20 protein-coding genes and 2 pseudogenes are annotated in these 24,617 nt (G+C 40.6%); 14 read left to right on the top strand and 8 right to left on the bottom strand.

Features of this window, described 5'->3' with window-relative positions:
• The 3 genes and pseudogenes from H6G79_RS16760 to H6G79_RS16750 all read right to left on the bottom strand — a co-directional run.
• A pseudogene (locus tag H6G79_RS16760) lies at positions 1 to 527 on the bottom strand (photosystem II q(b) protein); the annotation flags it as partial.
• A 498-nt stretch (positions 528 to 1,025) separates the two neighbouring features.
• A complete protein-coding gene (locus H6G79_RS16755; protein WP_190593049.1) occupies positions 1,026 to 1,757 on the bottom strand; it encodes a cation diffusion facilitator family transporter in 732 nt (243 codons plus the stop codon).
• 279 nt (positions 1,758 to 2,036) lie between these two features.
• Entirely contained in the window at positions 2,037 to 2,498 is a 462-nt protein-coding gene (locus H6G79_RS16750) for a DUF3011 domain-containing protein (protein WP_190593050.1), read from the bottom strand.
• 552 nt (positions 2,499 to 3,050) lie between these two features.
• On the opposite strand from H6G79_RS16750, the gene H6G79_RS16745 reads away from it, so the two are divergent.
• The 4 genes from H6G79_RS16745 (at position 3,051) to radC (ending at position 7,839) form a co-directional block, all read left to right on the top strand.
• A complete protein-coding gene (locus tag H6G79_RS16745) occupies positions 3,051 to 4,418 on the top strand; it encodes a cysteine desulfurase-like protein (RefSeq protein ID WP_190593051.1) in 1,368 nt (455 codons plus the stop codon).
• A gap of 47 nt (positions 4,419 to 4,465) precedes the next feature.
• The gene (locus H6G79_RS16740) at positions 4,466 to 5,701 is read left to right on the top strand and encodes an amidohydrolase/deacetylase family metallohydrolase (RefSeq protein ID WP_190593052.1); all 1,236 of its coding nucleotides are present in this window, start codon (positions 4,466 to 4,468) and stop codon (positions 5,699 to 5,701) included.
• Positions 5,702 to 6,134: 433 nt separating this feature from the next.
• Positions 6,135 to 6,755 carry a TMEM165/GDT1 family protein gene (locus H6G79_RS16735; RefSeq protein ID WP_190593105.1) on the top strand — a complete coding sequence of 207 codons (621 nt, stop codon included), beginning with the start codon at positions 6,135 to 6,137 and terminating at the stop codon, positions 6,753 to 6,755.
• 352 nt (positions 6,756 to 7,107) lie between these two features.
• Positions 7,108 to 7,839, top strand: coding sequence for a DNA repair protein RadC (radC, locus tag H6G79_RS16730; protein ID WP_062289059.1), 732 nt, complete (start codon positions 7,108 to 7,110; stop codon positions 7,837 to 7,839).
• Between the two features lie 199 nt (positions 7,840 to 8,038).
• Here the strand turns inward: radC and cysK are convergent, their stop codons facing one another.
• Both cysK and H6G79_RS16720 read right to left on the bottom strand, forming a co-directional pair.
• On the bottom strand, positions 8,039 to 8,989 hold the full coding sequence (cysK, locus tag H6G79_RS16725) for a cysteine synthase A (protein ID WP_190593053.1): 951 nt from the start codon (positions 8,987 to 8,989) through the stop codon (positions 8,039 to 8,041).
• A gap of 78 nt (positions 8,990 to 9,067) precedes the next feature.
• A complete protein-coding gene (locus H6G79_RS16720) occupies positions 9,068 to 9,523 on the bottom strand; it encodes an Rrf2 family transcriptional regulator (protein ID WP_190593054.1) in 456 nt (151 codons plus the stop codon).
• A 231-nt stretch (positions 9,524 to 9,754) separates the two neighbouring features.
• Between H6G79_RS16720 and cysE the strand changes: the two genes are divergently transcribed.
• A complete protein-coding gene (gene cysE / locus H6G79_RS16715) occupies positions 9,755 to 10,489 on the top strand; it encodes a serine O-acetyltransferase (RefSeq protein ID WP_190593055.1) in 735 nt (244 codons plus the stop codon).
• Positions 10,490 to 10,724: 235 nt separating this feature from the next.
• Here cysE and H6G79_RS16710 read toward each other — a convergent pair whose 3' ends face one another.
• On the bottom strand, positions 10,725 to 11,732 hold the full coding sequence (locus tag H6G79_RS16710; protein WP_190593056.1) for a ferritin-like protein: 1,008 nt from the start codon (positions 11,730 to 11,732) through the stop codon (positions 10,725 to 10,727).
• 308 nt (positions 11,733 to 12,040) lie between these two features.
• Here H6G79_RS16710 and H6G79_RS16705 point away from each other — a divergent pair, with 308 nt between their 5' ends.
• Positions 12,041 to 12,904: a Tab2/Atab2 family RNA-binding protein gene (locus H6G79_RS16705; RefSeq protein WP_190593057.1), complete on the top strand. Its 864-nt coding sequence runs from the start codon at positions 12,041 to 12,043 to the stop codon at positions 12,902 to 12,904.
• A 258-nt stretch (positions 12,905 to 13,162) separates the two neighbouring features.
• Here H6G79_RS16705 and H6G79_RS37350 read toward each other — a convergent pair whose 3' ends face one another.
• Positions 13,163 to 13,291, bottom strand: a complete 129-nt coding sequence (locus H6G79_RS37350) for a hypothetical protein (protein WP_256364362.1) — start codon at positions 13,289 to 13,291, stop codon at positions 13,163 to 13,165.
• On the opposite strand from H6G79_RS37350, the gene H6G79_RS16700 reads away from it, so the two are divergent.
• The 5 genes and pseudogenes from H6G79_RS16700 to H6G79_RS16680 form a co-directional block, all read left to right on the top strand.
• The gene (locus H6G79_RS16700; protein ID WP_190593058.1) at positions 13,290 to 14,603 is read left to right on the top strand and encodes a TldD/PmbA family protein; all 1,314 of its coding nucleotides are present in this window, start codon (positions 13,290 to 13,292) and stop codon (positions 14,601 to 14,603) included. The two genes, H6G79_RS37350 and H6G79_RS16700, sit on opposite strands and share 2 nt — an antisense overlap.
• A gap of 180 nt (positions 14,604 to 14,783) precedes the next feature.
• A complete protein-coding gene (locus H6G79_RS16695; protein WP_190593059.1) occupies positions 14,784 to 15,494 on the top strand; it encodes a class I SAM-dependent methyltransferase in 711 nt (236 codons plus the stop codon).
• A 303-nt stretch (positions 15,495 to 15,797) separates the two neighbouring features.
• Positions 15,798 to 16,637: a TIGR02452 family protein gene (locus H6G79_RS16690; protein ID WP_190593060.1), complete on the top strand. Its 840-nt coding sequence runs from the start codon at positions 15,798 to 15,800 to the stop codon at positions 16,635 to 16,637.
• A 262-nt stretch (positions 16,638 to 16,899) separates the two neighbouring features.
• Complete coding sequence (locus H6G79_RS16685) at positions 16,900 to 19,545, top strand: chloride channel protein (protein ID WP_190593106.1); 2,646 nt, start codon at positions 16,900 to 16,902, stop codon at positions 19,543 to 19,545.
• A 2-nt stretch (positions 19,546 to 19,547) separates the two neighbouring features.
• A pseudogene (locus H6G79_RS16680) lies at positions 19,548 to 19,856 on the top strand (DUF4351 domain-containing protein); the annotation flags it as partial.
• Between the two features lie 125 nt (positions 19,857 to 19,981).
• On the opposite strand, the gene H6G79_RS16675 reads toward H6G79_RS16680, so the two are convergent.
• The gene (locus H6G79_RS16675) at positions 19,982 to 21,985 is read right to left on the bottom strand and encodes a serine/threonine-protein kinase (RefSeq protein ID WP_190593062.1); all 2,004 of its coding nucleotides are present in this window, start codon (positions 21,983 to 21,985) and stop codon (positions 19,982 to 19,984) included.
• A gap of 438 nt (positions 21,986 to 22,423) precedes the next feature.
• Here H6G79_RS16675 and H6G79_RS16670 point away from each other — a divergent pair, with 438 nt between their 5' ends.
• The 3 genes from H6G79_RS16670 (at position 22,424) to H6G79_RS16660 (ending at position 24,616) form a co-directional block, all read left to right on the top strand.
• Positions 22,424 to 23,560: a pre-peptidase C-terminal domain-containing protein gene (locus tag H6G79_RS16670; protein ID WP_190593063.1), complete on the top strand. Its 1,137-nt coding sequence runs from the start codon at positions 22,424 to 22,426 to the stop codon at positions 23,558 to 23,560.
• Positions 23,561 to 23,650: 90 nt separating this feature from the next.
• Positions 23,651 to 24,148, top strand: coding sequence for a hypothetical protein (locus H6G79_RS16665; protein ID WP_190593064.1), 498 nt, complete (start codon positions 23,651 to 23,653; stop codon positions 24,146 to 24,148).
• Between the two features lie 6 nt (positions 24,149 to 24,154).
• Complete coding sequence (locus tag H6G79_RS16660) at positions 24,155 to 24,616, top strand: protein tyrosine phosphatase family protein (RefSeq protein WP_190593065.1); 462 nt, start codon at positions 24,155 to 24,157, stop codon at positions 24,614 to 24,616.
• Position 24,617: the final 1 nt, after the last annotated feature.

Here is a 24,617-nt window from a genome sequence, read left to right as displayed (position 1 = left end):
ATACCCAAGGGCATACCGTCTGAGAAGGAACCTTGTCCGATTGGGTATACCAAGAATACTGCGGTTGCTGCTGCTACTGGCGCTGAGAATGCTAGGCAGATCCAAGGACGCATTCCTAAGCGGTAGGACAATTCCCACTCACGACCGAGGTAGCAGAATACGCCGATCAGGAAGTGGAATATTACCAATTGGTATGGGCCACCGTTGTACAGCCATTCATCTAAGGATGCTGCTTCCCAAATTGGGTAGAAGTGCAATCCAATTGCGTTGGAGGATGGTACTACTGCGCCGGAGATGATGTTGTTTCCGTACAGTAAGGAACCTGCAACAGGCTCACGGATACCGTCGATGTCTACGGGGGGTGCGGCGATGAAGGCGATTACGAAGCAGGTGGTTGCAGCCAGCAAGGTTGGGATCATTAATACGCCGAACCAGCCTACATATAGGCGGTTGTTGGTGCTGGTGATCCAGTTGCAGAACTGCTCCCATACGTTGGCGCTTTTGCGCTGTTGTAAGGTTGCTGTCATGTTTTTATGATTGCTTTTGTTATGTATGTTTCAGGTGTTTTTACCTGTTGTTACATATCTTAAAGGTAAACATTGCGTTTTGTAAAGTAATCTGAGGAAAAATTTTTAACTTAGCCTGTAGAAAGCTCTGATACCTAGTTAAGAGAATAGTAGTTTGGGTGTAGCGATCGCGTAACCCAACAAAGTATGCGTGAATGTTGGGTTCCGTTCCTCCACCCAACCTACAGCAGTCTAAGTTGTTGTCGTAACTGATACCAAATTAAAAAATGATTGCGGCAGATGGATGACTCAAAAGCTTACCGATCAACCCTTACCCAATCCAAAATCTAAAATCTAAAATCCAAAATGGTATGAACTGTATTGACTTATAAGACTTACGCAGTAAAACGAAAAATCAAGGGTATGGGGGTGTACTTATCCAAAACCCTTATACCCTCAAACCCTTTCACCCAGTCTCCACAGACAATCTTTGTGCGTAAGTTCTAACTTAATACAAATCTATCGAATCATCTCTTCGAGAGATGGAAATAAAATTTTCTCTGCTTGGGCGCGATCGCTACATTCTTCGGCTGGTAAACTGCACATACAAGCAGCATTAGTAATATCAGTAATTTGACCGCGCAAGCATTTTATACTTTGAATGACTAAATACGCTGCAAAAATAGCGATTAGCGCAGCTACTAATAAACTGATAACTCCATCCGCCCATGTCCAATTTAGCCAGATAACTGCGATCGCAGCTAACACCGCACCAACTGAACTAGCAACATCAGCCAGCAGATGCAGAAAGGCACCTCGAATATTCAAGTCTTGATGACTGCATCCATGTAGATACAAAGCATTAAAACTGTTAATCCCCAAGCCAATCAAGGCTGTAGTCAACATTGGTATACCGAGAATCTCCACATCTGGAGATTGCAATCTTTCCAAAGCCTCTTTAACAATCCAGCCAGCAATACAAGCTAAACTAATCCCGTTGACCAATGCTGCCAAAATATCTAATCGGTAGCGTCCCAATACATTGTGCTTCGATATAGATTGAGATAGCCAGGAAGCTACTAGTGCTAAACCCAACGCTGCGACATCCGAGAGAATGTGTTCAGCATCTGCTAATAGAGACAGACTGTGGCTCCAAATTCCTGCACTCAATTCCACACAAAAAAATACACTGAGTAAAACTAAGGCAGTCCACAAAGCCTGAAATTTTTGCTTTACCTGGCTTGATTGCATCGAATCTGACCTGATATACGTACTGGAGTTTCTCTCCAATCATAAGCTATCAGTCAAATACTCCCCCACTAAAAGCACCATTACTGAGATACCTGAATACCTGTACATTCGCGCCTTCAATGTACCAGCCTCTAGATTAATGATTGAGTCAATCAGGTTTAATAGGGGGTAAAAATAAAAGCGATCGCCTAAATTGAGTGATGTATTTTCCACAGCGATCGCCATCTGCTAAAAGTAGTATTTTTCAGATAGTAGTGAATATTTTCTACTCACAGTTAACTATCTATAATATCTATCATCTCTGTCATAACGGTCATTTCTGTCATATCTATTGTCTCTGTCATAACGGTCATTTCTGTCATATCTATCATCTCTGTCATACCTGCCATTTCGGTTATATCTATCGCCTCTGTCATACCTACCATTTCGGTTATATCTATCGTCTCTGTCATACCTACCATTTCTGCCATTACCTACTGCAAACTCAGCGCGGCAACCATTTCGTACCCAGATCCGATTTCCTCGGTAGCCCCAATTGTCTCGACAACTAGCGTTAGATAATTGTCTTATAAATCTCACTCTACCTCTACCGGGTACAGAACAAGTATTTCTCTGATTATCTCGGCTAGAACAAGTTATAACCTCTTGGGCTGAAGCCGGGGTGGCAGCGCCTAAAAGTGTACCGATGCTAATACTAGCAGCCATAAAAGTAGCTGCAATTATAGGAAAACGTATGACCATATCAACTATTAGACTGATTCAGTAATTTTCAACAGTAACTATAATAATTGTAGCGAAATAAATTAATAGGTAATTTTGCTATTAAAATTTCAGGCAAATGTACTTTTAACTTAGCAAGAGAGCGCATTCAGGATTTACAAATATGACTCTTGAAGCATCAATCAGGCTTTTTCGGGATATAAATTTTAATATTCTAGGAATAGTAGTTATTAAAATCTGACAACTACTATTCCTGTATTTTGTATTCTTACCAATAATTAAATATTATTAACTACATTTAAGCAGAAACACTTTTTACGGAATTAATAGTTATCTTGAACCTGAGAGCCGAGTATATTTTTTTGCTGAGGTATTCTAGCTGAATCAAAGTTAGGGGAAATATTATAGAAGGTATTTTAAAAAACTGCGGCGCGAACTAAATATAACAGGACTTACGCAAAATCATGAAAAAACGAACCGCAAAGAACGCAAAGGACACGAAGTTAAGAGGATTTGAGAGGGTTATTGCGTAAGTCCTATATAAGTAAAACATGATTAATTTAGGAGTCTGCTATGGAACCGCTTGACTTGAAATGGATACGTAGCCAGTTTCCCGCACTAACACAAAAAATCAATAATCAACCTGCGATTTTTTTCGATGGGCCAGGTGGAACGCAAGTACCGGGGGCGGTATTAGATGCAATGAATGACTATCTGGTGAGGTCAAATGCTAATGCTCATGGGTATTTTGCCACCAGTGCGCGTACAGATGCGACGATTAACTCTGCTCGTGCAGCGATCGCAGATTTTCTTGGATGTGATAGTGATGAGGTGGTATTTGGTGCAAATATGACCACTCTTACCTTTAGTTTGAGTCGGGCGATCGGTCGAGAATTGCAGCCAGGTGATGAAATTATTGTGACGCGGCTAGATCACTACGCCAATGTTTCTTCTTGGTATGCGTTGGAAGAAAAAGGTGTAATTATCCGCGTTGTCGATATTAATATTGATGACTGCACCTTAGACATGAATGAACTAGAACGGCTGATTAACCCAAAAACAAAATTAGTCGCCGTCAGTTATGCTTCTAACGCGGTGGGTACGATTAATGATATTGCTGCGATCGCCAATTTAGCTCACAGTGTTGGTGCTTGGGTATTTGTCGATGCAGTCCACTATGCACCCCACGCACCAATTAATGTCCATAGTTTAGATTGCGACTTTTTAGCTTGTTCTGCTTATAAATTTTTTGGCCCCCATATTGGGATTTTGTACGGTAAACGAGAACATCTAGAACGCTTGCAACCCTATAAAGTTAAACCTGCACCCGACGAAGTTCCCTCACGCTGGGAAACAGGAACTTTGAATCATGAAGGTTTAGCTGGGGTAGTTGCAGCAATTAACTATTTAACTAAACTTGGTTGTCATGTTTCACCTGCAATTGATAACGAACTAGTTACAGCTTTAATTACAGCCGACAAAGAAGGGTTACAAACCTTTAGTTGTCCCCGCTTTCTCAAATCATCAGAACCAGCGAGTATTACATCGGCTTATCACAGTCGCCGTGCGGCTTTACTTACAGCCATGTCAGCTATCCAACAATACGAACGGGAACTAAGTCATAAATTAATTGCTGGACTCTTAGAAATTCCTGGGTTAAGCTGCTATGGAATAACTGACTCGACTCGTTTTGCTTGGCGGACACCAACAGTAGGCGTGAGACTAGCGAATAAAAACCCTGAAACTATCGCCAAAGCATTAGGCGATCGCGGTATTTTTACATGGCATGGTCATTTTTATGCGCTAGGTTTAATAGAGAGGTTAGGTGTAGAAAATAGTGGTGGTTTACTACGAATTGGATTAGCACACTACAACACCATTGAAGAAATTCATCAGTTGTTGTATGTGTTGCAAGAAATAGCAGAACTTCCTAATGATTAATTTCTTTTTTTTCAAGATACGGGGTTATTTTAACCTCGTAAACTTTTATGGAAAATCACCTCAAATATTACGATTTAGTATTACTCAATGGCTGGGTAGTTGACCCCAGTCAATCACTGAATGGTCGTTTTGATATTGCTATCTGTGATGGTAAAATTGCGGCAGTTACCAAACAGTTAAAAACTTATAAATCCCAGCTAACATTTGCAGCAGGCAATTATTTAATTTGTCCTGGATTTATTGATTTACACGTTCATATTTATGAATGGAAAACAACATTTGGAGTGCCAGCCGATGATGTAGGAATTAATGCTGGTGTAACCACAATTGTGGATCAAGGCAGTAGTAGTCCGTTTACATTTGCTGGCTTTAAATCAGATATTGTGGAGAAATCACAAACCGATGTCCGTAGTTTTTTATTAGTTAATCATGCCATAGCCCAAACGATTGGTGACACAGTTTCGGGGTTAGAAAGTCCCGAAAACATAGATATAGAAACCTTGATTAAGGTAGCGCAGGCAAATCCCCAAATTGTGCGCGGTTTTAAAGTCCACGCTGATTCCGGCTCAATATCACGCTGGGGAATGGACGTACTAAAATTAGCCAGAGAAGTAGGCGATCGCACTAATTTACCTTTATATGTTCACACAGGAGAATTGTTTCCGGTAGATGAAACTAATCGCCCAAACCCCGAAAAGGTAGTAGAAAATGCCCTGTCATACATGAAACCGGGAGATATTTTAGGTCACTGCTACAGTTGTCAACCAGATGGGTTGCTGGGAAAGCGCACTCAAGTTCCAGAATGGTTGTATGCAGCAATTGAGCGAGGCATCTTATTAGATTTAGGACATGGATTAAAATTTAGCTTTGAGACTGCAAAGCGGATGATGGCGCAAGGCGTATTTCCTTACACTATTAGCAGTGACGCTCACGGTAATTTCAAGAGCCTGCATGATGATTCAACGTTGAATTATAGTTTGTGTGGCGGAATTTCTAAATTAATGGCATTGGGATTAAATTTAACAGATGCGATCGCTGCTGTCACCATTAACCCAGCCCGTGTTTTAAAAGCTGATGCAGAAATTGGCACTTTAAAAGTTGGTTCGATTGCAGATATCACAATTCTCAAGTTAGTAGAAGGTGATTGTTTACTTTTTGATGCTTTAGCACAACCATTAAAAGCGAAACAAAGACTGATTCCCGTTGCAGTGCTGCGTTCCGGTAAGTTAATTCAACCTAATTGTCGCTTGTTACGAGATGTAGTAGGAATAGGTACTGGCTGAAATAGTAGCAGAAGGTCAATTTTCTGAGACATAAATGAATTGACCGAGCCAATTTTAGATTTTAGATTTTAGATTATTTCGGTTCATGCCCCGCCCCTTGTGGGTGGAACAAATCCAAAATCATCAATTTAAAATCCACAAGCTGCATCCCGGAATCGGTGCAGTCAATCCAAAATCGTAAATCCAAAATCCAAAATTGTTTGACTCTATTGGGAGAGAGATGTAATACTTAACTTAATCGAAGGGGAGTAGCTACTGGCATCAAGCCAGTTTATCTGAATCAACATACTGGTGATGAACCTGGTTCAGATATCAAATTTAAGTATTTGACAGCGAGACCTTCACTAAGTTCACAGACAAGATGTGAGCTTGGTGAGGTCTTTTGGCTCTCTTCAAGCTCACATCGCTAACAATGATTGAGGAGCTTGAAAGAGTGTTAACAGCTTTTACCGCAGGTTTATTATTAATTACCGTTTCTGAGCTTGGTGATAAAACTTTTTTTATCGCTGTGATTTTGTCAATGCACCATTCGCGGCGGTTGGTATTTGCTGGCGTGACAGCCGCCTTAGCAGCGATGACTATCCTATCGGTAGTTTTTGGACAAGCTGCATCATTGCTGCCAAAAGTTTACATTCATTACGCTGAAATTGCTTTGTTTATTGCCTTCGGTATTAAGTTGTTGTACGACGCAAGTAAAATGACTGCTGCTAGTTGTGATACAGATGTAGTCGAAGAAGCAGAAGCCGCAGTTAAAAAAGCAGATGCACAGTTACCCAAACGCAAAACACCTTGGGCAATTGTCACCGAAGCCTTTTTACTAACATTTATGGCAGAGTGGGGCGATCGCACACAAATTGCTACTATTGCTTTAGCTGCTGGTAATAACCCAATTGGGGTAACAGTTGGAGCAGTTTTAGGACATAGTATTTGTGCTGCGATCGCAGTTCTTGGTGGTAAACTCATTGCCGGACGCATTTCTGAACGCCAACTTACCTTTATTGGTGGATGCTTATTTCTGATTTTTGGTGTAGTTGCGGCTGTAGAAGGAGCGTAAGGGGAAATAGGGGAATTGTGAGTAGGGAGTCGGGAATAGGAGAAAGACGGAGTTATAACATTTTGGATTTTAGATGTTGGATTGGGAAATTGCTTACTGGTGAGCTTTTCAGTAACCCATTTGTCGCAATCATTTTTCAAATTGGTATTACTTAAAAGTGCCTGTGTCAGCGCACACCCAGCACCGATGAAACAAACATCTTCTTCTCCATTCCCCACTCTCCACTCCCTACTCCCTACCCTCTAGCCTCTCTTGAAAAATTAAAGATTTTCCCAACTTAAGATAATTTAGAGCGCAAACAAGGGATAAATAAAAATAGTTCCATCTCGGTAACTATTTTCTGAATGCTTCTATGACCTATTGCCTAAGAATTGCTGATATCCCGACAAATGAACGTCCGCGTGAGCGTTTGATGACTTATGGCCCGAAAATTTTAGGAACGGCGGAATTAATTGCAATTCTTTTAGGTACTGGTCAAGGGCCGGGAAAACTTTCAGCAGTGGGTTTAGGACAATATCTTTTGCAAGAATTAGGCAAACATCAACGTGACCCATTAGCAGTTTTAAGAGAAGTCACACCAGCAGAACTTATGCAAGTTCCTGGTATTGGCCCAGCAAAAGCCACAACTATTTTAGCGGCGGTGGAATTAGGCAAACGTGCATTTCAATCACGTCCTCAAGATGGTGTACCAATTGATAGTCCAATGGCAGCTGCGGCTGCACTCAGTCAAGATTTGATGTGGCAAGCGCAAGAACATTTTGCTGTATTGTTATTAGATGTTAAAAACCGTTTATTAGGTACACAAGTTATTAGCATTGGTACGGCGACCGAAACTTTAGCTTCGCCACGGGAAATTTTTCGGGAAGTCATTCGTCAAGGTGCAACACGCGCTATAGTTGCCCACAACCATCCTTCTGGGAATGTTGAACCTAGCCAAGAAGATATAGAATTAACACGCCAATTATTAGCCGGAGCGCAATTATTAGGTATTCCGTTGCTAGATCATTTAATTTTAGGTAATGGAAATCACCAAAGTTTACGGGAAATTACAACTTTGTGGAATGATTATCCTCAAGGTGATTGATAGAAGTCTGAAGTCTATTGATGTGATGATCATTCGTTAGGGAACCGTCTTGATGATCAGTCCTTGACCAGACATAGTATCAGGACTTACGCACCAAGATCGGGTGTAAGGGTGTGTAGCGTAATACATACACCCTGTATCTCTACACCCTCACCAAAACCCTTGATTTTGCGTTTTTATGCGTAAGTCCTAATATATATCACCATTCACTATCATCCGGTTGTTTGAATAGAGGAGTGCTGAGGTAACGTTCACCAAAGCTAGGTTGTACCATAACAATCAAGCGTCCGGCGTTTTCAGGTCGTTTTGCCACTTCCAGTGCAGCATATAAAGCAGCGCCAGAAGAAATCCCAGAGAGTAACCCTTCTTCTTTGGCTAAACGTCGGCTATAGGCCATCGCTTGATCATCGGTGACTTGAATAACTTCATCTACCAGTTCTAGACGGAAAATTGCTGGGATAAAACCAGGGCCGATACCTTGAATTTTATGTGGCCCTGGTTTTCCGCCGATGAGTACGGGACTGTTGCTGGGTTCAACTGCGATCGCCTGAAAAGAGGGCTTGCGTTGTTTAATCACTTCTGCAACGCCAGTAATTGTCCCACCAGTACCGACTCCCGCCACTAAAATATCTACTTTCCCCTCGGTATCCGCCCAAATTTCTTCGGCTGTGGTTTCGGCATGAATTTTGGGGTTGGCTGGGTTGCGGAATTGCTGCAACATATAAGCATCAGAGGTTTGAGCCACAATTTCTTCAGCCCGTGCGATCGCGCCGCGCATTCCTTCCACGCCAGCCGTTAACTCTAGTTGAGCGCCATAAGCCCGCAGCATTGCCCTTCGTTCTTGGCTCATCGTGTCGGGCATCGTTAAAATAAGATGGTATCCCTTAGCCGCCGCCACCATTGCTAAAGCAATGCCCGTATTTCCAGAGGTAGGCTCAACTAAGGTCGTCTTACCAGGGTGAATTAAGCCTGCTGCTTCTGCTTCTGTTATCATACTGATGCCAATTCGGTCTTTCACAGAAGAAGCCGGATTCATACTCTCTAGCTTCACTAAAATCTCTGCAACCGCCCCTTCAGCCTGGGGAATCTTATTCAATCTCACTAAAGGTGTTCGTCCAATTAATTCGGTAATATCTTTTGCTATTCGCATCAGAGGACTCCTAGGTGTTGATATTATCTTGCTAAAAGCTGGATAGTTAATAATTTCAGACTTCAGATTTCAAACTTTCTAGATGTAATACATCGGACTCTGCTGTAAACGAGCTTCTCTTTCTTGACACAAGTCTTGGAGAGTGTAGCGATTCAACACTTCCATCGAGGCTACATTGGCTTGTTCCCAAATTTCGTGAACTAAGCGCCTTTCTAATGTGGGAGCCTCCGATTGTTCTTTCTCTTTGCGTTCGCCTTCTACTAAAGTGACAATCTCCAACACCGTAATTTGCCAAGGTTCACGAACCAAGAGGAAACCACCTTTTGAGCCGCGTTGACTTTGAACTACACCTGCACGCCGCAAATTGGTCAGAATTTGCTCTAAATATCGCTCAGGTATAGGTTGCTTAGAGGTGATTTCGCCCATAGTCAGAGGTACTTTTTTTTCGTGGTGGCTGGCCAGTTCTAAAAGTGCTAAGAGTGCGTATTCAACTTTAGAAGACAGATCCAGGAGAGCGTAATTTTGGCTATTCAAGATTTGTACTCAATCAAAATACTACGGTTTATCGACTGCTTTTTCGCATTTTATGCGAAATTAATTTTGTCTTGCTGTCGAATGTGTTAGCATCCGACTTATCAAGAACTAATAACTATAAGCCTATCGTTTTACCGTAGATTATCCTACAAAATCCTCCAAATGAGTTCATCTTTCACAGGAATTATTTTGGTTTCGTGATTTCCCACTCAAAACAACCACAACAAAGTTATGTTACTAACTGACTTGCAAACAATTTATGAGCGCGACCCCGCAGCCCGTAACTGGCTGGAAATTTTATTCTGCTATCCTGGATTCCAAGCCTTGATTTTGCATCGTTTAGCACATTGGTTGTATAAAAAAAACGTTCCTTTCTTTCCCCGGTTTGTATCCCATCTCAGCCGATTTTTTACAGGCGTAGAAATTCATCCAGGGGCAGTGATTGGTAAAGGAGTATTTATCGACCACGGTATGGGTGTAGTAATTGGTGAAACAGCGATTATTGGTGATTATGCTTTAATTTATCAAGGTGTTACCCTGGGTGGGACTGGTAAAGAAAGCGGTAAACGCCACCCGACATTAGGTAGTCATGTAGTGGTGGGGGCTGGCGCAAAAGTTTTAGGCAATATTACTATAGGCGATCGCGTCCGTATCGGAGCCGGTTCTGTAGTTTTACGTGATGTGCCGAGTAATACTACTGTTGTGGGTGTCCCCGGAAGAGTGACTCGTCAAAATAACATCAATGTTGATCTGTTAGCTCATAATAAAATTCGAGATGTAGAAGCAGAAGCGATTCGGGCGCTATTTGAACGTGTCAAAAATCTCGAAAAACAGCTAGAAGAATTAGAAACTCAGTCACCATTAGAATTACCAACTGCGGTACATAGCGAACTCGAAATACTCTACAACAGTAAAGTCAATAGCAATGCTGTGATTGAAGACTTTCTTGATGGTGCAGGAATTTAGTTAGATCAGGTGATATGGGAATAGGGTTTGATTCCTGAATCTAGCTGTGTAGTCAGGGAGTAGGAAAGAAGCCTGCTCTGGGTGTACTGATTTTTTTCCCAAATCAAATATGAATCCTACAGGTGATAGGTGATAGGTTACAGAGTTAAGTCTCAAAAAATCAGGATGGGTTTTATCACCCATCCAATGAAAATCATGCCTTAATTGTGCGTTACCAGATTTTGATGTCTCAATGTTAATAAATTAGAAAATCTGGGCCATAATTACCACTACCATCAGGTAAAGGAATTTGCATAAGTTGAATAGCAGGTGTTTTCAAACTAAACATCAATCCAATTGCACTACCCAGCTTATCTTGATTGCCAGTAGTCCAAGCTAGTTCGAGTTCATCTAAAACTGCTTTAAAAGCACTATTAAATTGATTTAACAATGCGCTGACTTCTGGGGATGGATTTTGCCAACCACCTTCAGGAACTTGTGCCATTGGGTATGTATCAGGGAAGGGTATAACTGCACCAGAATACCGCCAAACACCATCAACTTGCTCTAATTTCCGACCATGAGAAATCTCATCAAATTTGTAATAATGGGCAAGTTCACCACCAAATCCTTCTGCATCTGGGGATAGGGCAGTTCCTTCTCCTTGTACCTTAATTTCTGTAATCGCTTTTTCGACATCAGCTAGTGTATTTATAGCATATAACTGATGTCCACCGACTGAACCATCAGTTAGCTGATTAGCACCAGACATTGCTGGTTTAAGTTCTTGAAAAGCCACTAGAATGGCATCATAAAAAGCGCCAATTGTAGGATAAGTTTCACCACCAAAAAAAGCAATCGGCCCACTTTCAGGATATTCGATTTGCTTACAAACTTCGTCTAAATAAGTTTTACTTAAACCTGCTAAATATACCGTTAATTGAGGTCTGACTCCTCCTGGTAAATTACCGGGATAGCTTGGTAAAACACTATTAATTTTTGGTGTACCACCGATAGTTGTCAGCATATTAGCAACTAATCCCATGTGCAGCATTTCTTCCATCAGCACAGTACGAATTAACTTAGCAGCAGTTTCTTGATCATCTTTAATTGACCACCACGCGCAAAGATATGGCGGTAAAGTTGCTAACTCTAGTTCTATTGCTGCATTTAAACTATCTTTAAGCCAGTCAATATCTCTATTTGCACTTTCCGTTCTTAATAGTTCACTAATTGCAGTGTTCTTAGTTGTGGTGAAACTCATAGATGTACCTTGACTATTTTTGTAGGAATCAGTCAATACAAGGAAATGACCGTATATTTCCGGTACAAGATAGCTTTAGCTTGATAATTCAGCCTTCCGTGATATTACTGATAAAATGAAGAATTATAGTCAAGATTTATTGACGGATAATTTTCTAAAATGTTAAGTTATCACAATTTTTCCGAGCGATCGCTTTAACTTCATCTTGTTAGCTCAACTGATCAGACCACAATACTCCTTACTGCCCTAAGCCTCGTATGATCAAGATATAAGCAAAATATAAACTCGCCAGATTTTGACGGCATAACATGGGCAGTATTTGGGAACTCGATTTTTACTCTCGTCCAATTTTGGATGAAAATCAAAAAAAAGTTTGGGAAGTTGTCATCTGTGAAAGTCCCTTGGATATTCGGACGCAAACAGATTCGTTATTTCGCTACGCTCAATATTGTCCTAGCACCCAAGTCAATTCGGGCTGGTTGCGGACAGCATTGCAGGAAGCCATTGACAAAGCCGGAGAAGCACCTATAAAAGTCCGCTTTTTCCGCCGCCAAATGAACAATATGATTACGAAAGCCTGCCAAGATTTGGGTATTCCAGCCCAACCCAGTCGGCGCACTTTGTTGCTGAACCAATGGCTACAACAGCGAATGGCAGAAGTTTACCCACAAGAACCGGGTTATCAAGGCGGAACTAACCCTTCTGTGCGTTTAGACAGCCCTTTACCGCAGCGTTTACCTGATGCTTTAGAAGGACAGCAATGGGTGTTTGTCAGCTTATCGGCGGCGGAATTAGCAGAAATGCCAGAATGGGATATTGGTTTTGGTGAAGCTTTCCCCCTAGAAATGGCGCAATTACCCCCAGAAACGCGTATTCCGGGAGTTTTAATTTTCTCACCCAGGGCTTTACCTTTAGCTGGCTGGATGTCTGGTTTAGAGTTGGCGTTTTTAAGAGTTGATGATAGTGCTGGTACAAGGTTGATTTTAGAAACTGGTGCTACGGAAAGTTGGATTTTGGCAAATATCAAAAATCCCAAAATCTTAGCAGAAACCCAAGGTTTTGCAGAAGCGAAACAAAAAGCCAATGGAGTGCATTTTATTGGTATACAGTCAAGTCCTCAAGCAGAATCTTTTGCTGGGTTTTGGCTGTTGCAAGAGATGAATTTGCTGTGAATGAGGGAATGGGGAGTGGTGAGTGGGGAGTAGGGAATCCAAGATAAAACGGCATATAGGGAAAAATCCCTACCTTTTTCTGTTCCTTCTTCCCCTACTCCCTACTCCCTACTCCCTACTCCCTACTCCCTACTCCCTACTCCCTACTCCCTACTCCCTACTCCCTAGCCTCTAAGTACAAACTGATACATACCGATGATTTTTTGGGGAATTCTCTGCATTGATGGCACGCTGATAGATGCCCATGATTTGGGATAATTATCTGCGTCCATCTCCGTTGTCAAAAGCAAATTGCTGATTTGCGCGGATATGCACCAATGATTTGGGATAATTATCTGCGTTTGCTTGCAGTTCAAAATCCGAAATCCACAATTCACCAAGGGTCATGGGTTCTGAAAATTTCTCACACGATACACTAGCAGAACAGCTGCTGGAACTAGCCATCAAATCGGGAGCGGAAGCAGCTGAGGTGTATCAGTCGCACTCGCTTTCTCGTCCGGTGTTTTTTGAGGCTAACCGACTCAAACAGCTAGAAACCAGCCAATCTGAAGGTACAACGCTGCGGTTATGGCGCAATGGTCGCCCTGGACTGACGGTAGCTTATGGTGATGTGTCACCACAGGCTATGGTGGAACGGGCTTTGGCTTTGAGTGAACTAAATCAACCGGAAACAATCGAGTTAGTGACTAACTCAAAGCCCGCTTACCCAGATGTGGGGAAAAGTGTACCGATAGAAGTTTTAGTCAACTGGGGCAAAGAAGCGATCGCCATTATTCGCAATACTTACCCAGATGTACTATGTAATAGTGACTGGGAATGTGATGTGGAAACTACTAGACTTGTGAATAGTCAAGGTCTAGATTGTCACTACACCGATACTACCCTCAGCTGTTATATGTCAGCCGAATGGGTGCGGGGTGATGATTTTTTAAGTGTTTCCGATGGTCAAACTCAACGCAATACCCTAGACCCAGAAAAGTTAGCTTATCAAATTTTACAGAGGCTAGTCTGGGCGCAAGAAAATGTTGCACCACCTAATGGTCGTGTGCCGGTTTTATTTACTTCCAAAGCGGCTGATATGCTGTGGGGAACTGCCCAAGCTGCTTTAAACGGGAAACGTGTCTTAGAAGCGGCTTCCCCTTGGGCGGAACGCATGGGTAAACAAGTTGTTGCACCTAGTTTGACACTTTATCAAGACCCGGAAGCAGGCCCTTACAGTTGCCCTTTTGATGATGAAGGCACGCCGACAAAGGCTTTAGTGTTTGTCAAAGATGGTATATTACAGCATTTTTATGGCGATCGCACCACAGGCCGTCAACTCGGTAGCGGTTCCACTGGTAACGGTTTTCGTCCCGGTTTGGGTAGCTATCCTTCCCCTGGGTTGTTTAATTTCTTGATTCAACCTGGTACAACTCCACTACGAGATTTAATTCGCAAATTAGATAATGGTCTAATTGTTGATCAAATGTTAGGCGGTAGTGGGGGAATTTCAGGAGACTTTTCCATCAATATTGATTTGGGCTACCGTGTACAGAACGGTCAAGTTACTGGCCGTGTGAAAGACACAATGGTTGCGGGTAATGTTTACACAGCCCTCAAACAAGTCGTAGAATTAGGTAATGATGCGGATTGGAATGGTTCTTGTTATACCCCATCTTTAATAGTCGAAGGACTATCTACTACCAGTAGAAATTATTAAGTACTGCTCACAGCTTTGAGGGGACTAAGTTTCTACTCAACATTCAGCATTTAGAGACAAGGGGGACAAGGTAGACAAGGACGAGTAGGAAGATAGAAGTCTTTTTGAGTAAACCAATTGGATAATTTATTTTTGGGATTACTCTTAGCACTCAGCACTTTGCTATAAACAGCCAACATTATGAACTTTGCCACTAGCATAAATGATGCTCTCCAACTGGATAGAATTGTATTTCTAGGTCGTACTTTATCGGAGTATGTGAAATTTTTTGACCTAGATTTATCGCAGTGGCAAACAGCAAAAATTTTAGATTGTCCGGCTGGTGCAGCTTCCTTTGTAGCGGAACTGCACCAAATGGGTATTGATGCTGTTGCTTGTGACATTGTGTTCAATTTCGATGCAACAACTTTGCAAGCCAAAGGACAAGCCGATTTAGCTCATGTTATGGAAAGATTGACTGATGTCACCCATAACTATAATTGGGATTTTTATCAAAATATTGCCAAATTAACTGAATATCGCCAGATAGCATTAGAAAAATTTTTGGCAGATTATCCCAATGGTTGCCAAGCAGGACGATACATTCACACTGTATTACCAAAATTGCCTTTTAGCGATCGCAGCTTTGATTTGGTATTAAGTGCTAATTTGTTGTTTCTCTACAGTGACTGCTTGGATTATGCTTTTCACTGGCAAACAATTTTAGAACTTTATCGAGTTTGTTCTCAAGAAGTCAGAATTTATCCGTTGCAGGGTAAAGATGCTCAAACATATCCTTTGTTAAATAATTTACTTAACGATTTAAATCAAGCGGGAATTTCCGCAGAAGTTGTCAATGTACCTTGGGAATTTCTCAAAGGTAGCAATCAGATGTTGCGTTTGTGGCGGTGATGAATCAGGGCTTAACCACCAAATCATCTGTGATACTAGTACAGGTCGGCGTAAATAAACAGACCACACTTCGACCACACGGTATTTGAGCGAAGCCGAAACTCAGTGACCATAAGAAACTGCTAAAAGGCTTGTGGTATCGTTATTATTTCTTTTTCCTTTTGCCTTGTTGTACTAGTAAATTTCCCCTCTCAAATGGAAAAAATTTTGTAGTATGGGCTGACCTTATTGTATTATTGATGTAATACAAAGCAACAGCCTTTCTAAAAATCATATCCGCTAGAAGTGGAAAAAATAACACCAATGAGACGAATTACCATTGCCAAAAGCACCTTAGAAATTCTGGAAATTGGTAGCTACATTAGTCCTAATGGCCATCAAGTTCACATTCATCAAGAATTACAGTCTTGTTTAGATTCGACAAAATGCTACAGCCCTGAAAATCTATGCAAAATTGAATCTGAAGTGTTCAAAAGCCTTCCTCCTTTTTCAGACACTGAATTTGAAGTGAGAAATGAGACAACGCTAATGGGATCTGAACGCATAGCCAAAAGTGGAAAATTGCCACAAATTGGCGTTTTAAATTTTGCTTCAGCAAAAAATCCAGGTGGTGGATTTCTCAAAGGCGCACAAGCCCAAGAAGAAAGTTTAGCCAGAAGTTCTGCGCTTTACAAAAGCCTGTTGAAATGCCGTGAATATTATGATTTTCATCGTTCTGAACGGTCACTTTTATACTCAAATTGGATGATTTATTCTCCGAGTTGTCCAGTTTTCAAAAACGATGATGGAGAGCTATTAGAACAGCCATATTTTGTCAACTTTATCACCAGTCCAGCGCCAAATGCTGGCATGATTCAAAAAAATCAGCAGCACCTGAGTTTACAAATACCAGAAGTTCTGATGAGTCGTGCATTAAAAGTCTTGAGTTTAGCAGCCGAACACGGTTGTGATACGTTAATTTTAGGTGCTTGGGGATGTGGAGTCTTTAAAAATGACCCAGCGATAGTTGCTCAAATTTTTGCAGATATCTTATTACCAGGAGGACAATTTTGGGGCAGATTTCAAAGAGTAATTTTTTCTGTGCTTGACAACAGTAAACAGCAACAAACTTTTGCAGAGTTTGACAAGCGATTTAATCGCTAATTTGCATAAATATTGCATGAACTTTGTTCAAAAATATTGTTCCTGATAGTTGCTAATTCATGACCCTTTAATGATATGTATTTTATCTACAAACTGCTAATTTTAAGTTAAGTAGACGCATTTTTCTATGATGTCAATATCGATGGAGTTGTGAAATAAATTAAACACTTACTATAAAAATAACCATACCTTTAGTCTCCTGTTCCTCTTTTCAAGGTATAACTATTAACAGGAATCAGAAATCAATTATTAAATTTATATGATGTTGCTTCCTGCTCTGAATCAACGCTTGCGTAGTTGGTGGCAGCCAAGAAAAGGTTTAGCGATCGCTGAAGCTTCTGTTATTGGGATTGTAGCAGCTTTATCTGCGGTATTCTTAAAATTCGGAGCAGGAGTATTGGGTGCATGGCGGGTGCATACTTCCCATGTTTTCCCTGCATGGATAGCTTTACCAATAGTCGGTTTAGTGTTTGGCTACATGGCTGGCTGGTTAGTACAGAGGTTAGCACCAGAAGCCTCTGGTAGTGGTATTCCGCAAGTCAAGGCTAACTTAGCCAATGTACCCATCAAATTATCTTGGCGGGTAGCGGCTGTAAAGTTACTCAGTGCCATGATTGTGATTGGTTCGGGGTTAACATTAGGTAGACAAGGCCCGACTGTGCAAGTTGGTGCAAGTTTAGCGGCGGGGATGAGTCGCTTTGTTCCCACGTCCCCAGATCATCGGCGACAGATGATTGCTGCGGGTGCAGGTGCAGGTTTAGCAGCTGCTTTTAACGCCCCCTTAGCAGGTGTCATATTTATTATTGAAGAATTACTGCAAGATTTATCTGGCATAACTTTAGGAACCGCCATTATCGCTTCATTTATCGGCGGTGTTGTCTCACGATTATTGGGTGGTCGCAGTTTGCAATTAAATCTGCAAATGATCCAATCATCAAGTCAGTTTTCTCTGCCAGAAATTCCGTTTTTTTTAATCTTGGGTATTGTTGCTGGCTTATTAGGGGCATTATTTAATTACGGTTTAATTTTTAGTATCAAATCTTATCAAAGATTACATATTAGTTTGCCGCTTAAAGTTGCCTTAGCGGGATTTGTTTCGGGAATTATCGTCGCTATGTTGCCCGAATATTTTCGGAATAATACTGGCTTACGGGAATATATAATTACTAGCAGTTCTAGTGGTTCTGTTGCTGCGATCGCGTTTATTGCTCAGTTTGTCCTCACTTTAATTGCCTTTGGTTCTGGTGCGCCGGGAGGATTATTTGCACCTAGTTTAATTTTAGGTTCTTGTTTAGGGCATGTTGTTGGTGTTTGGGAAGGCCATTTATTAGGAGTAGGTTCGCTACCTACTTATGCTTTGGCGGGAATGGGGGGATTTTTTAGCGCCGTTTCTAAGGTTCCTATCACCGCAATTGTGATTGTTTTTGAAATGACTACAGATTTTAATTTGGTTTTACCTTTAATGATTGTGGCTGTAGTCGCATACTTAGTAGCAGATAAAGTCATGCCCGGTTCACTTTATGATCGACTGTTGCTATTAAAAGGTATTAACCTGAGTAAAGTCGCACCCACAGAAGCTATTTTAACCACATTAACAGCTAAAGATGTCATGCAAAAACAAGTAGAAACTCTGGATGCAGACATAACTTTAGAAGAAACAAAACAAGCCTTTTCTAGTTCCCATCACCGGGGTTTTCCGGTAGTCCAAAATAGTAAATTAGTTGGTATTGTTACCCAATCAGATTTAACAAACTTGGCTAATCGCAACTTGCCAAACAATACCTTATTAAAAGAAATTATGACCAATGCGCCGATAACGGTCACACCTATACATAACTTGAGTAATGTATTGTATTTACTTGACCGCTATCAAATTAGTCGTTTACCTGTAGTAGATAAGCGAAGATTAATTGGAATTATTACCCGCGCTGATATTATTCGTGCTGAAGCTGACCATCTCAACGGTAAAAACATTACCCCAGCACCACAGGCAGATCCATCTTATGTAGTTTACCAGACGCGATCGCCGAGTATTGGCAGAGGTAGATTATTAGTCCCCATTGCTAATCCTGATACTGTACCAATTCTGTTAAAAATGGCCACCGCTATTGCTCGTGAGCGCCACTATGAAATAGAGTGCGTCCAAATAATGTTAGTATCGCGCCACAGTTCCCCAGCCGAAACACCAGTCAGAACTGCCAAAAGTCGGCGTTTACTGCGACAAGCTGAAGTTTTAGCGAAAAAATGGCACATTCCCTTACATACACAAATTCGTGTCGCCCATGATGCTTCTCAAGCCATCTTAGAAACTATCCAAGAACGCCACATAGACATGATTTTAATGGGTTGGAAAGGCAACACTTCCACCCCAGGGCGCATTTTTGGTGACATTGTTGATACCATCATTCGTCAAGCCACCTGTGATGTAGTACTAGTAAAACTGGGTAATTATCAACAGTCAACTGTCAATAGTAAATTGTCAACAATTTCTCCCACTCTCCAATTCAACCGTTGGTTAATTCCAATGGCTGGAGGCCCTAATTCTAAATTTGCGCTGAAATTAATCCCGGCATTGGTAACATTAGGAAATGACCCAGAAATTCACTTAACACAAGTATTCAAGCCATCGGAATCACAACCAGATATGCAAATTTTAGACAAAGCCATTCATCAACTGATGCGTCATCGTCACTTATCTAGTACTGAATTTTTTGCTACGCCAGTATATGCTGATTCCGTGGCTGAAGGTGTAATTCATTTAGTAGAACAAGAAGGGTTTGATGTTGTAGTTTTGGGTGCTACCCGCGAAGGCTTACTACAACAAGCAATTCAAGGTAATATTCCAGAAGCGATCGCCTCCAGTGTAGAGAGTACTGTCATTTTAGTACGCGGTGCAATTAATAATTAAATCTAAAATTGCTTTATAACTTGCAACAAAACTTGCGAATCAATCAAAATACAGAAGTAGACGATCGGGAGTTAGTGATGAGATTAGCACCACTGTATCAACAAGACAGAGAACAAGCTCGACAAGAAGGTTTACAACAAGGAGAACAACAACTAATTCTGCGCCAGTTAAATCGAAGATTGGGAGCAATAGATTCATCTCTCATCGAGCAAGTTGAGAGATTATCTATTGAACAGTTAGAATCTCTAGGAGAAGCATTGTTAGATTTTTCTACAGTTGGCGAGTTAGAAGCTTGGTTAAGTCAAAAATAGGTAAATATTGAGAATTATTTGATATGCGATCGCTATCCTCAAACTATCGATAAAATCTGTGCGATCGCCAAAAAATAAATTTATATTTGATGTTTGCTGTGTTCTAGACGCGAAATCTCGCGTCTCTAGGGTGATATCGGCCAAATTTTGATAATATTGTCTGCACTACCACCACTAGCGATCGCTTTACCATCTGCACTAATCGCCACAGAATATATATAACCAGAATCCCGTTTTAAAGTGCGAATTTCTGCACCATTCGCCGGATTCCACAATTTAATTGTATTATCACTACTACCACTGGCAAGTATAGTAGCGTTGCCAGTCTTGCCATAAGCCACAGAATTGACTTTATCAGCATGTTGTTTGAGGGTGCGAATTGTCTCGCCTGTGGCAATATTCCAAATTTTAACTGTTTTATCTTTACTACCACTAGCCAAAGTTTTACCATCAGGGCTGAAGGCTAAAGACAGAATTAATTGTGTATGTCCTTCCAGAGTGCGAATTTGTTTACCTGTTGCCACATTCCAAAGTTTAATAGTTTTATCCCAACTACCACTAGCTAAAGTTTTGCCATTGGGACTAAAGGCGATGCTTGCAACAGCTTGGTTGTGTCCTGAAAGAGTGCGAATTAACTTACCTGTTGTAACATCCCATAATTTGATAGTCTGATCTAAGCTACCACTGGCTAAGGTTTTACCATTGGGACTAAAAGCAACAGCCGTTACGCCGTCAGTATGTCCTGTGAGGGTGCGAATTTCTTCGGCTGTAGCCAGATTCCAGAGTTTAATAGTTTTATCTGCACTACCACTAGCGAGAATTTTACCATCAGGATGAAAAGCGATCGCCCAAATCCATTTCAAATGTCCTTTGAGGGTATTGATTTCCGTTCCTGTTGCTAAATTCCACAGTTTGATTGTTTGATCATCACTACCACTTGCGAAAATTCTCCTATTAGGCGCAAAAGCTACCGCATTCACATCACTCGCGTGTCCTCGAAAAGTTTTGGGTTGGTCTAGATTTTCAGAAACGGCTGTAGTATTCAACTGAGGGAAAGATTGAAAGTACCAAATTCCGCCTAATCCCAACAGAATCACGAAAATATTAACAAGCAGTAATTTTTGCAAGTTGTCATTGAGTTTGAACGTCAATAACTGCTTGCTTCTGGGAACAGGGAGTAAAGTTGGCGCAGTTGCAAATAAGTTAGTTGATGTTGAAGATTGGGTTTTCAAGTCTTGCAAAACTTGATCTGCTGTTTGATAGCGTTGTCCCATATCTGTAGTCAGCAGTTTATCCAGAACTTTCCCTAACTTGGCATCTATAGTTATCTTAGTTGTATTTGCGTTTGGTAGATATTGCCGCCAAGATTTCACCCAGCTATAGCCTTGTTCCATCCATAATTTTGAGGGTACATTTCCTGTCAGTAAATAAAAGCAAGTTACCCCTAAACTATACAAATCACTGGCTGGATAAGCTTGACCATATTGCATTTGTTCTATGGGAGTATAACCATGTGAACCAATGATTGTGCCTAATTTAGTATGTACTGTGGCGGTTAATTGCTTGGATGCACCAAAATCAATTAATACTAATTTGTCATCACTGCGACGACGAATAATATTTTGTGGTTTAATATCTCGATGAATTACACCGCGATCGTGAATAAATTTCAATACAGGTAGTAAATCACACAAAACTTGCCGCACTTGAATTTCGGTATAAGTCACCCCTTGAGATAATTCCTGCATTAAATTCTGTCCATCAATAAACTGTTGGACTAAAAATAAATAATTATCTTGTTCAAAATAAGCTAATAAAGCAGGTATTTGCGGGTGTTCTCCCAAATGCTGTAATCTTTGTGCTTCTTCTTGAAATAATGCAATTGCTTTTTTAAGTGCGGTAGCTTCCTGAACTTTCGGTGCTAATTGTTTAACTACACACCATTCATTCAGTTTATCCACATCTTCCGCAAGATAGGTTCTGCCAAATCCACCTTCATCTGATAATACTTGAATGACATGATAATGCCCTCGCAATAATCTAACTAATGGAGTATTGCAACTTTGACAATATTGATTTTCATCGGGATTTAGAGGATGAGAACAATCGGGATTCAAGCAGCAGACCATACTGGGAATCCATTTTCTGTTTTATCTTATGTTAGTTGATGACGTATAATTTTGCTATAAAGTTTCCGGTATTTTCCTGATCATCAAATAATTAATATACAAGTATCTCACTGATTTAAAATTTGAAATCCTCGAATTTGCTTGTTGATTAGTAGTATGATAACTACTGTTGCTGACTAGTTGTGTATCAATTACGAAAACAGTGCTGAGTAATGAATATAGGAATACGGTTTGATTCCTGAATCTAGTTGTGTATGTAGGGAGTAGAGAATGGGGAGTAGGGAGTAGGAAAGAAGCCTGCTCTGGGTGTACTGATTTTTTTTCAGAAATCAAATATGAATCCTATACAACAAATAAAAGTTTAGTTATTTTGAATTAAAAAACTTATTTATCTCCAGACTGTGAGAATTTTAGACAAATTAAAAACAGGAGTGAAATATGGCAGTCAAACAAAACCAAAAATCCCGCAGCAGAATGAATTTAAAGTTATTGATTGCTGTGAGTAGTGTTGCGATCGCTAGTCATATCCTACCAATCAATGCCTTAGAAATACACCCCATTTCTCGACAATTCCAACTGGCGAAAACACCAGACGAACGCCAGCCAGAAGCAGTACAACAAGGAATTGAGCAAATTCCAGTAGCAGAACCGCCTGTCACACCACAACGCACAGAATCTATCAATTCACCTTTACCAGTGCGTGTCCCAGCGCCAGAAACTAACCCAAACCTTCAACCAACCGCGACTAATTCCACTCCCGAAACATCTCCAGCAGCAAGTAACCCTACACCGCAACCATCACAAACTCAGTCTGTATCCCCAACACTAAACACTAACTCCACCAGAGGAAGAAACTCTAGAACTGTAGCTGCGGCTAATTCTCGTACACCTAATTATCGAGACATCAACTTTGTCGATATTGCCTTTGGGATTCTAGATAAAAGAGATTTTCAAGCACAAGGCAGAGCATATCATTTCTATCAGTTTGAAGGTAGAGAAAACCAATTAATTCAAATTCGCCTGTTAGGTAGTGCAGATAAAAGACGTTCTAATAACTTAAGTTTACGTCCTTATATGTTTCTCCTCGACCCCAATAATAACGTTATCCTCAAACGAGGCGGTGGTGAGACAGAAAGAGATGCTTTTATTTTTGCACGCTTACCTGTGGCGGGTGTATATACAATTGCTGTGACTAGCCAAAACCCTGGAGATACAGGCCGTTATAGTTTGGCGATTCGAGATGATCGAGCCAGCTACATTTTAGACGAAACCGGAGAACTCAGCCAGCAAAACTTAGTTCTAAAACAAAACGGAACTCCCTACAATGTGAAAGAATTTCAAGGTAAAAAAAATCAATTGGTGAGTATTCGAGTTGATAGTTTAAATGAAGAATTTTTACCTTATATAGTTTTACTGGATGCTCAAGGACAAAGAATTGCTGCTAATAGCGATCGCAATGGTAAATATAGCACCCTCATTGACCGCGCAAGATTACCTGAAGATGGTACTTATTATATAGTTGTCACCTCTAGCAATCCTAACCAACGTGGTAATTACCGATTAACTTTATTTTAAAATCGGTTACAAATTAAACAAGGTTGACAATACCTCTAAATAGGGAAATATTTTCATACCTTGTTTAACCATCAAAGAATATTAAAAAATATGCGATCGCAACATGAAACAGAGATTTTTGCGACATTAATTGAAAATTACAGTATAGCAGGAGAATATCTTTTAGAAGAGTCCGGTTCGGTGATTACTAAAACTAGTCTTAAGGATATTACTTGGGAAAATCTGCGGATTAAGGAAACAGAAATGTATGGTATGAGAATTTTAGGTTTTCCTGAACTCCAAAAAGATACTTTTGATAATTGGATATCGGTTAACACTCAACCTTCCTTATTAAGTTTATGGATTAACAATCCCAAAGTTAATTTACTGTCTCGCGCCGAGTATCACAACCTTTTCAATCAAGATGATCATAGATGGTCTATGTTCTATACATTAACTCGTCCAGGTCTTTCGGATGATTTTTCTCAAGCGTTAATTCAACTGACTGCTTTTTGTCCCATAACACCACAATATGGCAATTTGCTATATATGGAAAGAACTGGCAATAAATGGGAAACTAAATTATCTTATGGGTTATTTAATCAATAAAGATTTATGTCGGTTAAAAATCATCTCGCAGAAATATATAATTTCCTCCAAATATCAGATACAATTGCCACTTCAGGACAACCAACCGCCGAACAATTTGCAGCCATCAAAGCAGCAGGCTATCAACTAATAGTTAATTTAGCCTTACCAACATCAAGCAATGCTTTAGCCAATGAACAAGAAATTGTTGCATCTCAAGAAATGCAGTATATACACATTCCCGTAGTGTGGGAAAATCCGACGCTAGAAGATGCGACAAAGTTTTTTGGTGTTATGGAAACAAATTCAGATAAGAAAATCTTTGTTCACTGCGCTGCTAATATGAGAGTCTCAGCTTTTATCTATCTTTTTCGCCGCATACATCAAGGTGTAAGTGATGCAGTCGCCGAACAAGATTTACATAAAATTTGGGTTCCGAATGAAGTATGGCAGAAGTTTATCCAACAAGTATTAAATACCTATCAATAGA

The organism is Anabaena sp. FACHB-83 (assembly GCF_014697485.1).
Lineage (GTDB): Bacteria > Cyanobacteriota > Cyanobacteriia > Cyanobacteriales > Nostocaceae > Nostoc_B.
Note: the sequence above shows the minus strand (reverse complement) of the source record. Positions and strands in the feature narration are given on the sequence as shown.

Coding starts and splice junctions, on each gene's coding strand:
- H6G79_RS16710 (WP_190593056.1), bottom strand. CDS start 11,732: ATGAGTTTCACCACAACTAAGAACACTGCAATTAGTGAACTATTAAGA.
- H6G79_RS16670 (WP_190593063.1), top strand. CDS start 22,424: ATGGCAGTCAAACAAAACCAAAAATCCCGCAGCAGAATGAATTTAAAG.
- H6G79_RS16695 (WP_190593059.1), top strand. CDS start 14,784: ATGAACTTTGCCACTAGCATAAATGATGCTCTCCAACTGGATAGAATT.
- radC (WP_062289059.1), top strand. CDS start 7,108: ATGACCTATTGCCTAAGAATTGCTGATATCCCGACAAATGAACGTCCG.
- H6G79_RS16705 (WP_190593057.1), top strand. CDS start 12,041: ATGGGCAGTATTTGGGAACTCGATTTTTACTCTCGTCCAATTTTGGAT.
- H6G79_RS16755 (WP_190593049.1), bottom strand. CDS start 1,757: ATGCAATCAAGCCAGGTAAAGCAAAAATTTCAGGCTTTGTGGACTGCC.
- H6G79_RS16740 (WP_190593052.1), top strand. CDS start 4,466: ATGGAAAATCACCTCAAATATTACGATTTAGTATTACTCAATGGCTGG.
- H6G79_RS16750 (WP_190593050.1), bottom strand. CDS start 2,498: ATGGTCATACGTTTTCCTATAATTGCAGCTACTTTTATGGCTGCTAGT.
- H6G79_RS16745 (WP_190593051.1), top strand. CDS start 3,051: ATGGAACCGCTTGACTTGAAATGGATACGTAGCCAGTTTCCCGCACTA.
- H6G79_RS16675 (WP_190593062.1), bottom strand. CDS start 21,985: ATGGTCTGCTGCTTGAATCCCGATTGTTCTCATCCTCTAAATCCCGAT.
- H6G79_RS16665 (WP_190593064.1), top strand. CDS start 23,651: ATGCGATCGCAACATGAAACAGAGATTTTTGCGACATTAATTGAAAAT.
- H6G79_RS16690 (WP_190593060.1), top strand. CDS start 15,798: ATGAGACGAATTACCATTGCCAAAAGCACCTTAGAAATTCTGGAAATT.
- H6G79_RS16685 (WP_190593106.1), top strand. CDS start 16,900: ATGTTGCTTCCTGCTCTGAATCAACGCTTGCGTAGTTGGTGGCAGCCA.
- H6G79_RS16700 (WP_190593058.1), top strand. CDS start 13,290: ATGGGTTCTGAAAATTTCTCACACGATACACTAGCAGAACAGCTGCTG.
- H6G79_RS37350 (WP_256364362.1), bottom strand. CDS start 13,291: ATGACCCTTGGTGAATTGTGGATTTCGGATTTTGAACTGCAAGCAAAC.
- H6G79_RS16660 (WP_190593065.1), top strand. CDS start 24,155: ATGTCGGTTAAAAATCATCTCGCAGAAATATATAATTTCCTCCAAATA.
- cysK (WP_190593053.1), bottom strand. CDS start 8,989: ATGCGAATAGCAAAAGATATTACCGAATTAATTGGACGAACACCTTTA.
- cysE (WP_190593055.1), top strand. CDS start 9,755: ATGTTACTAACTGACTTGCAAACAATTTATGAGCGCGACCCCGCAGCC.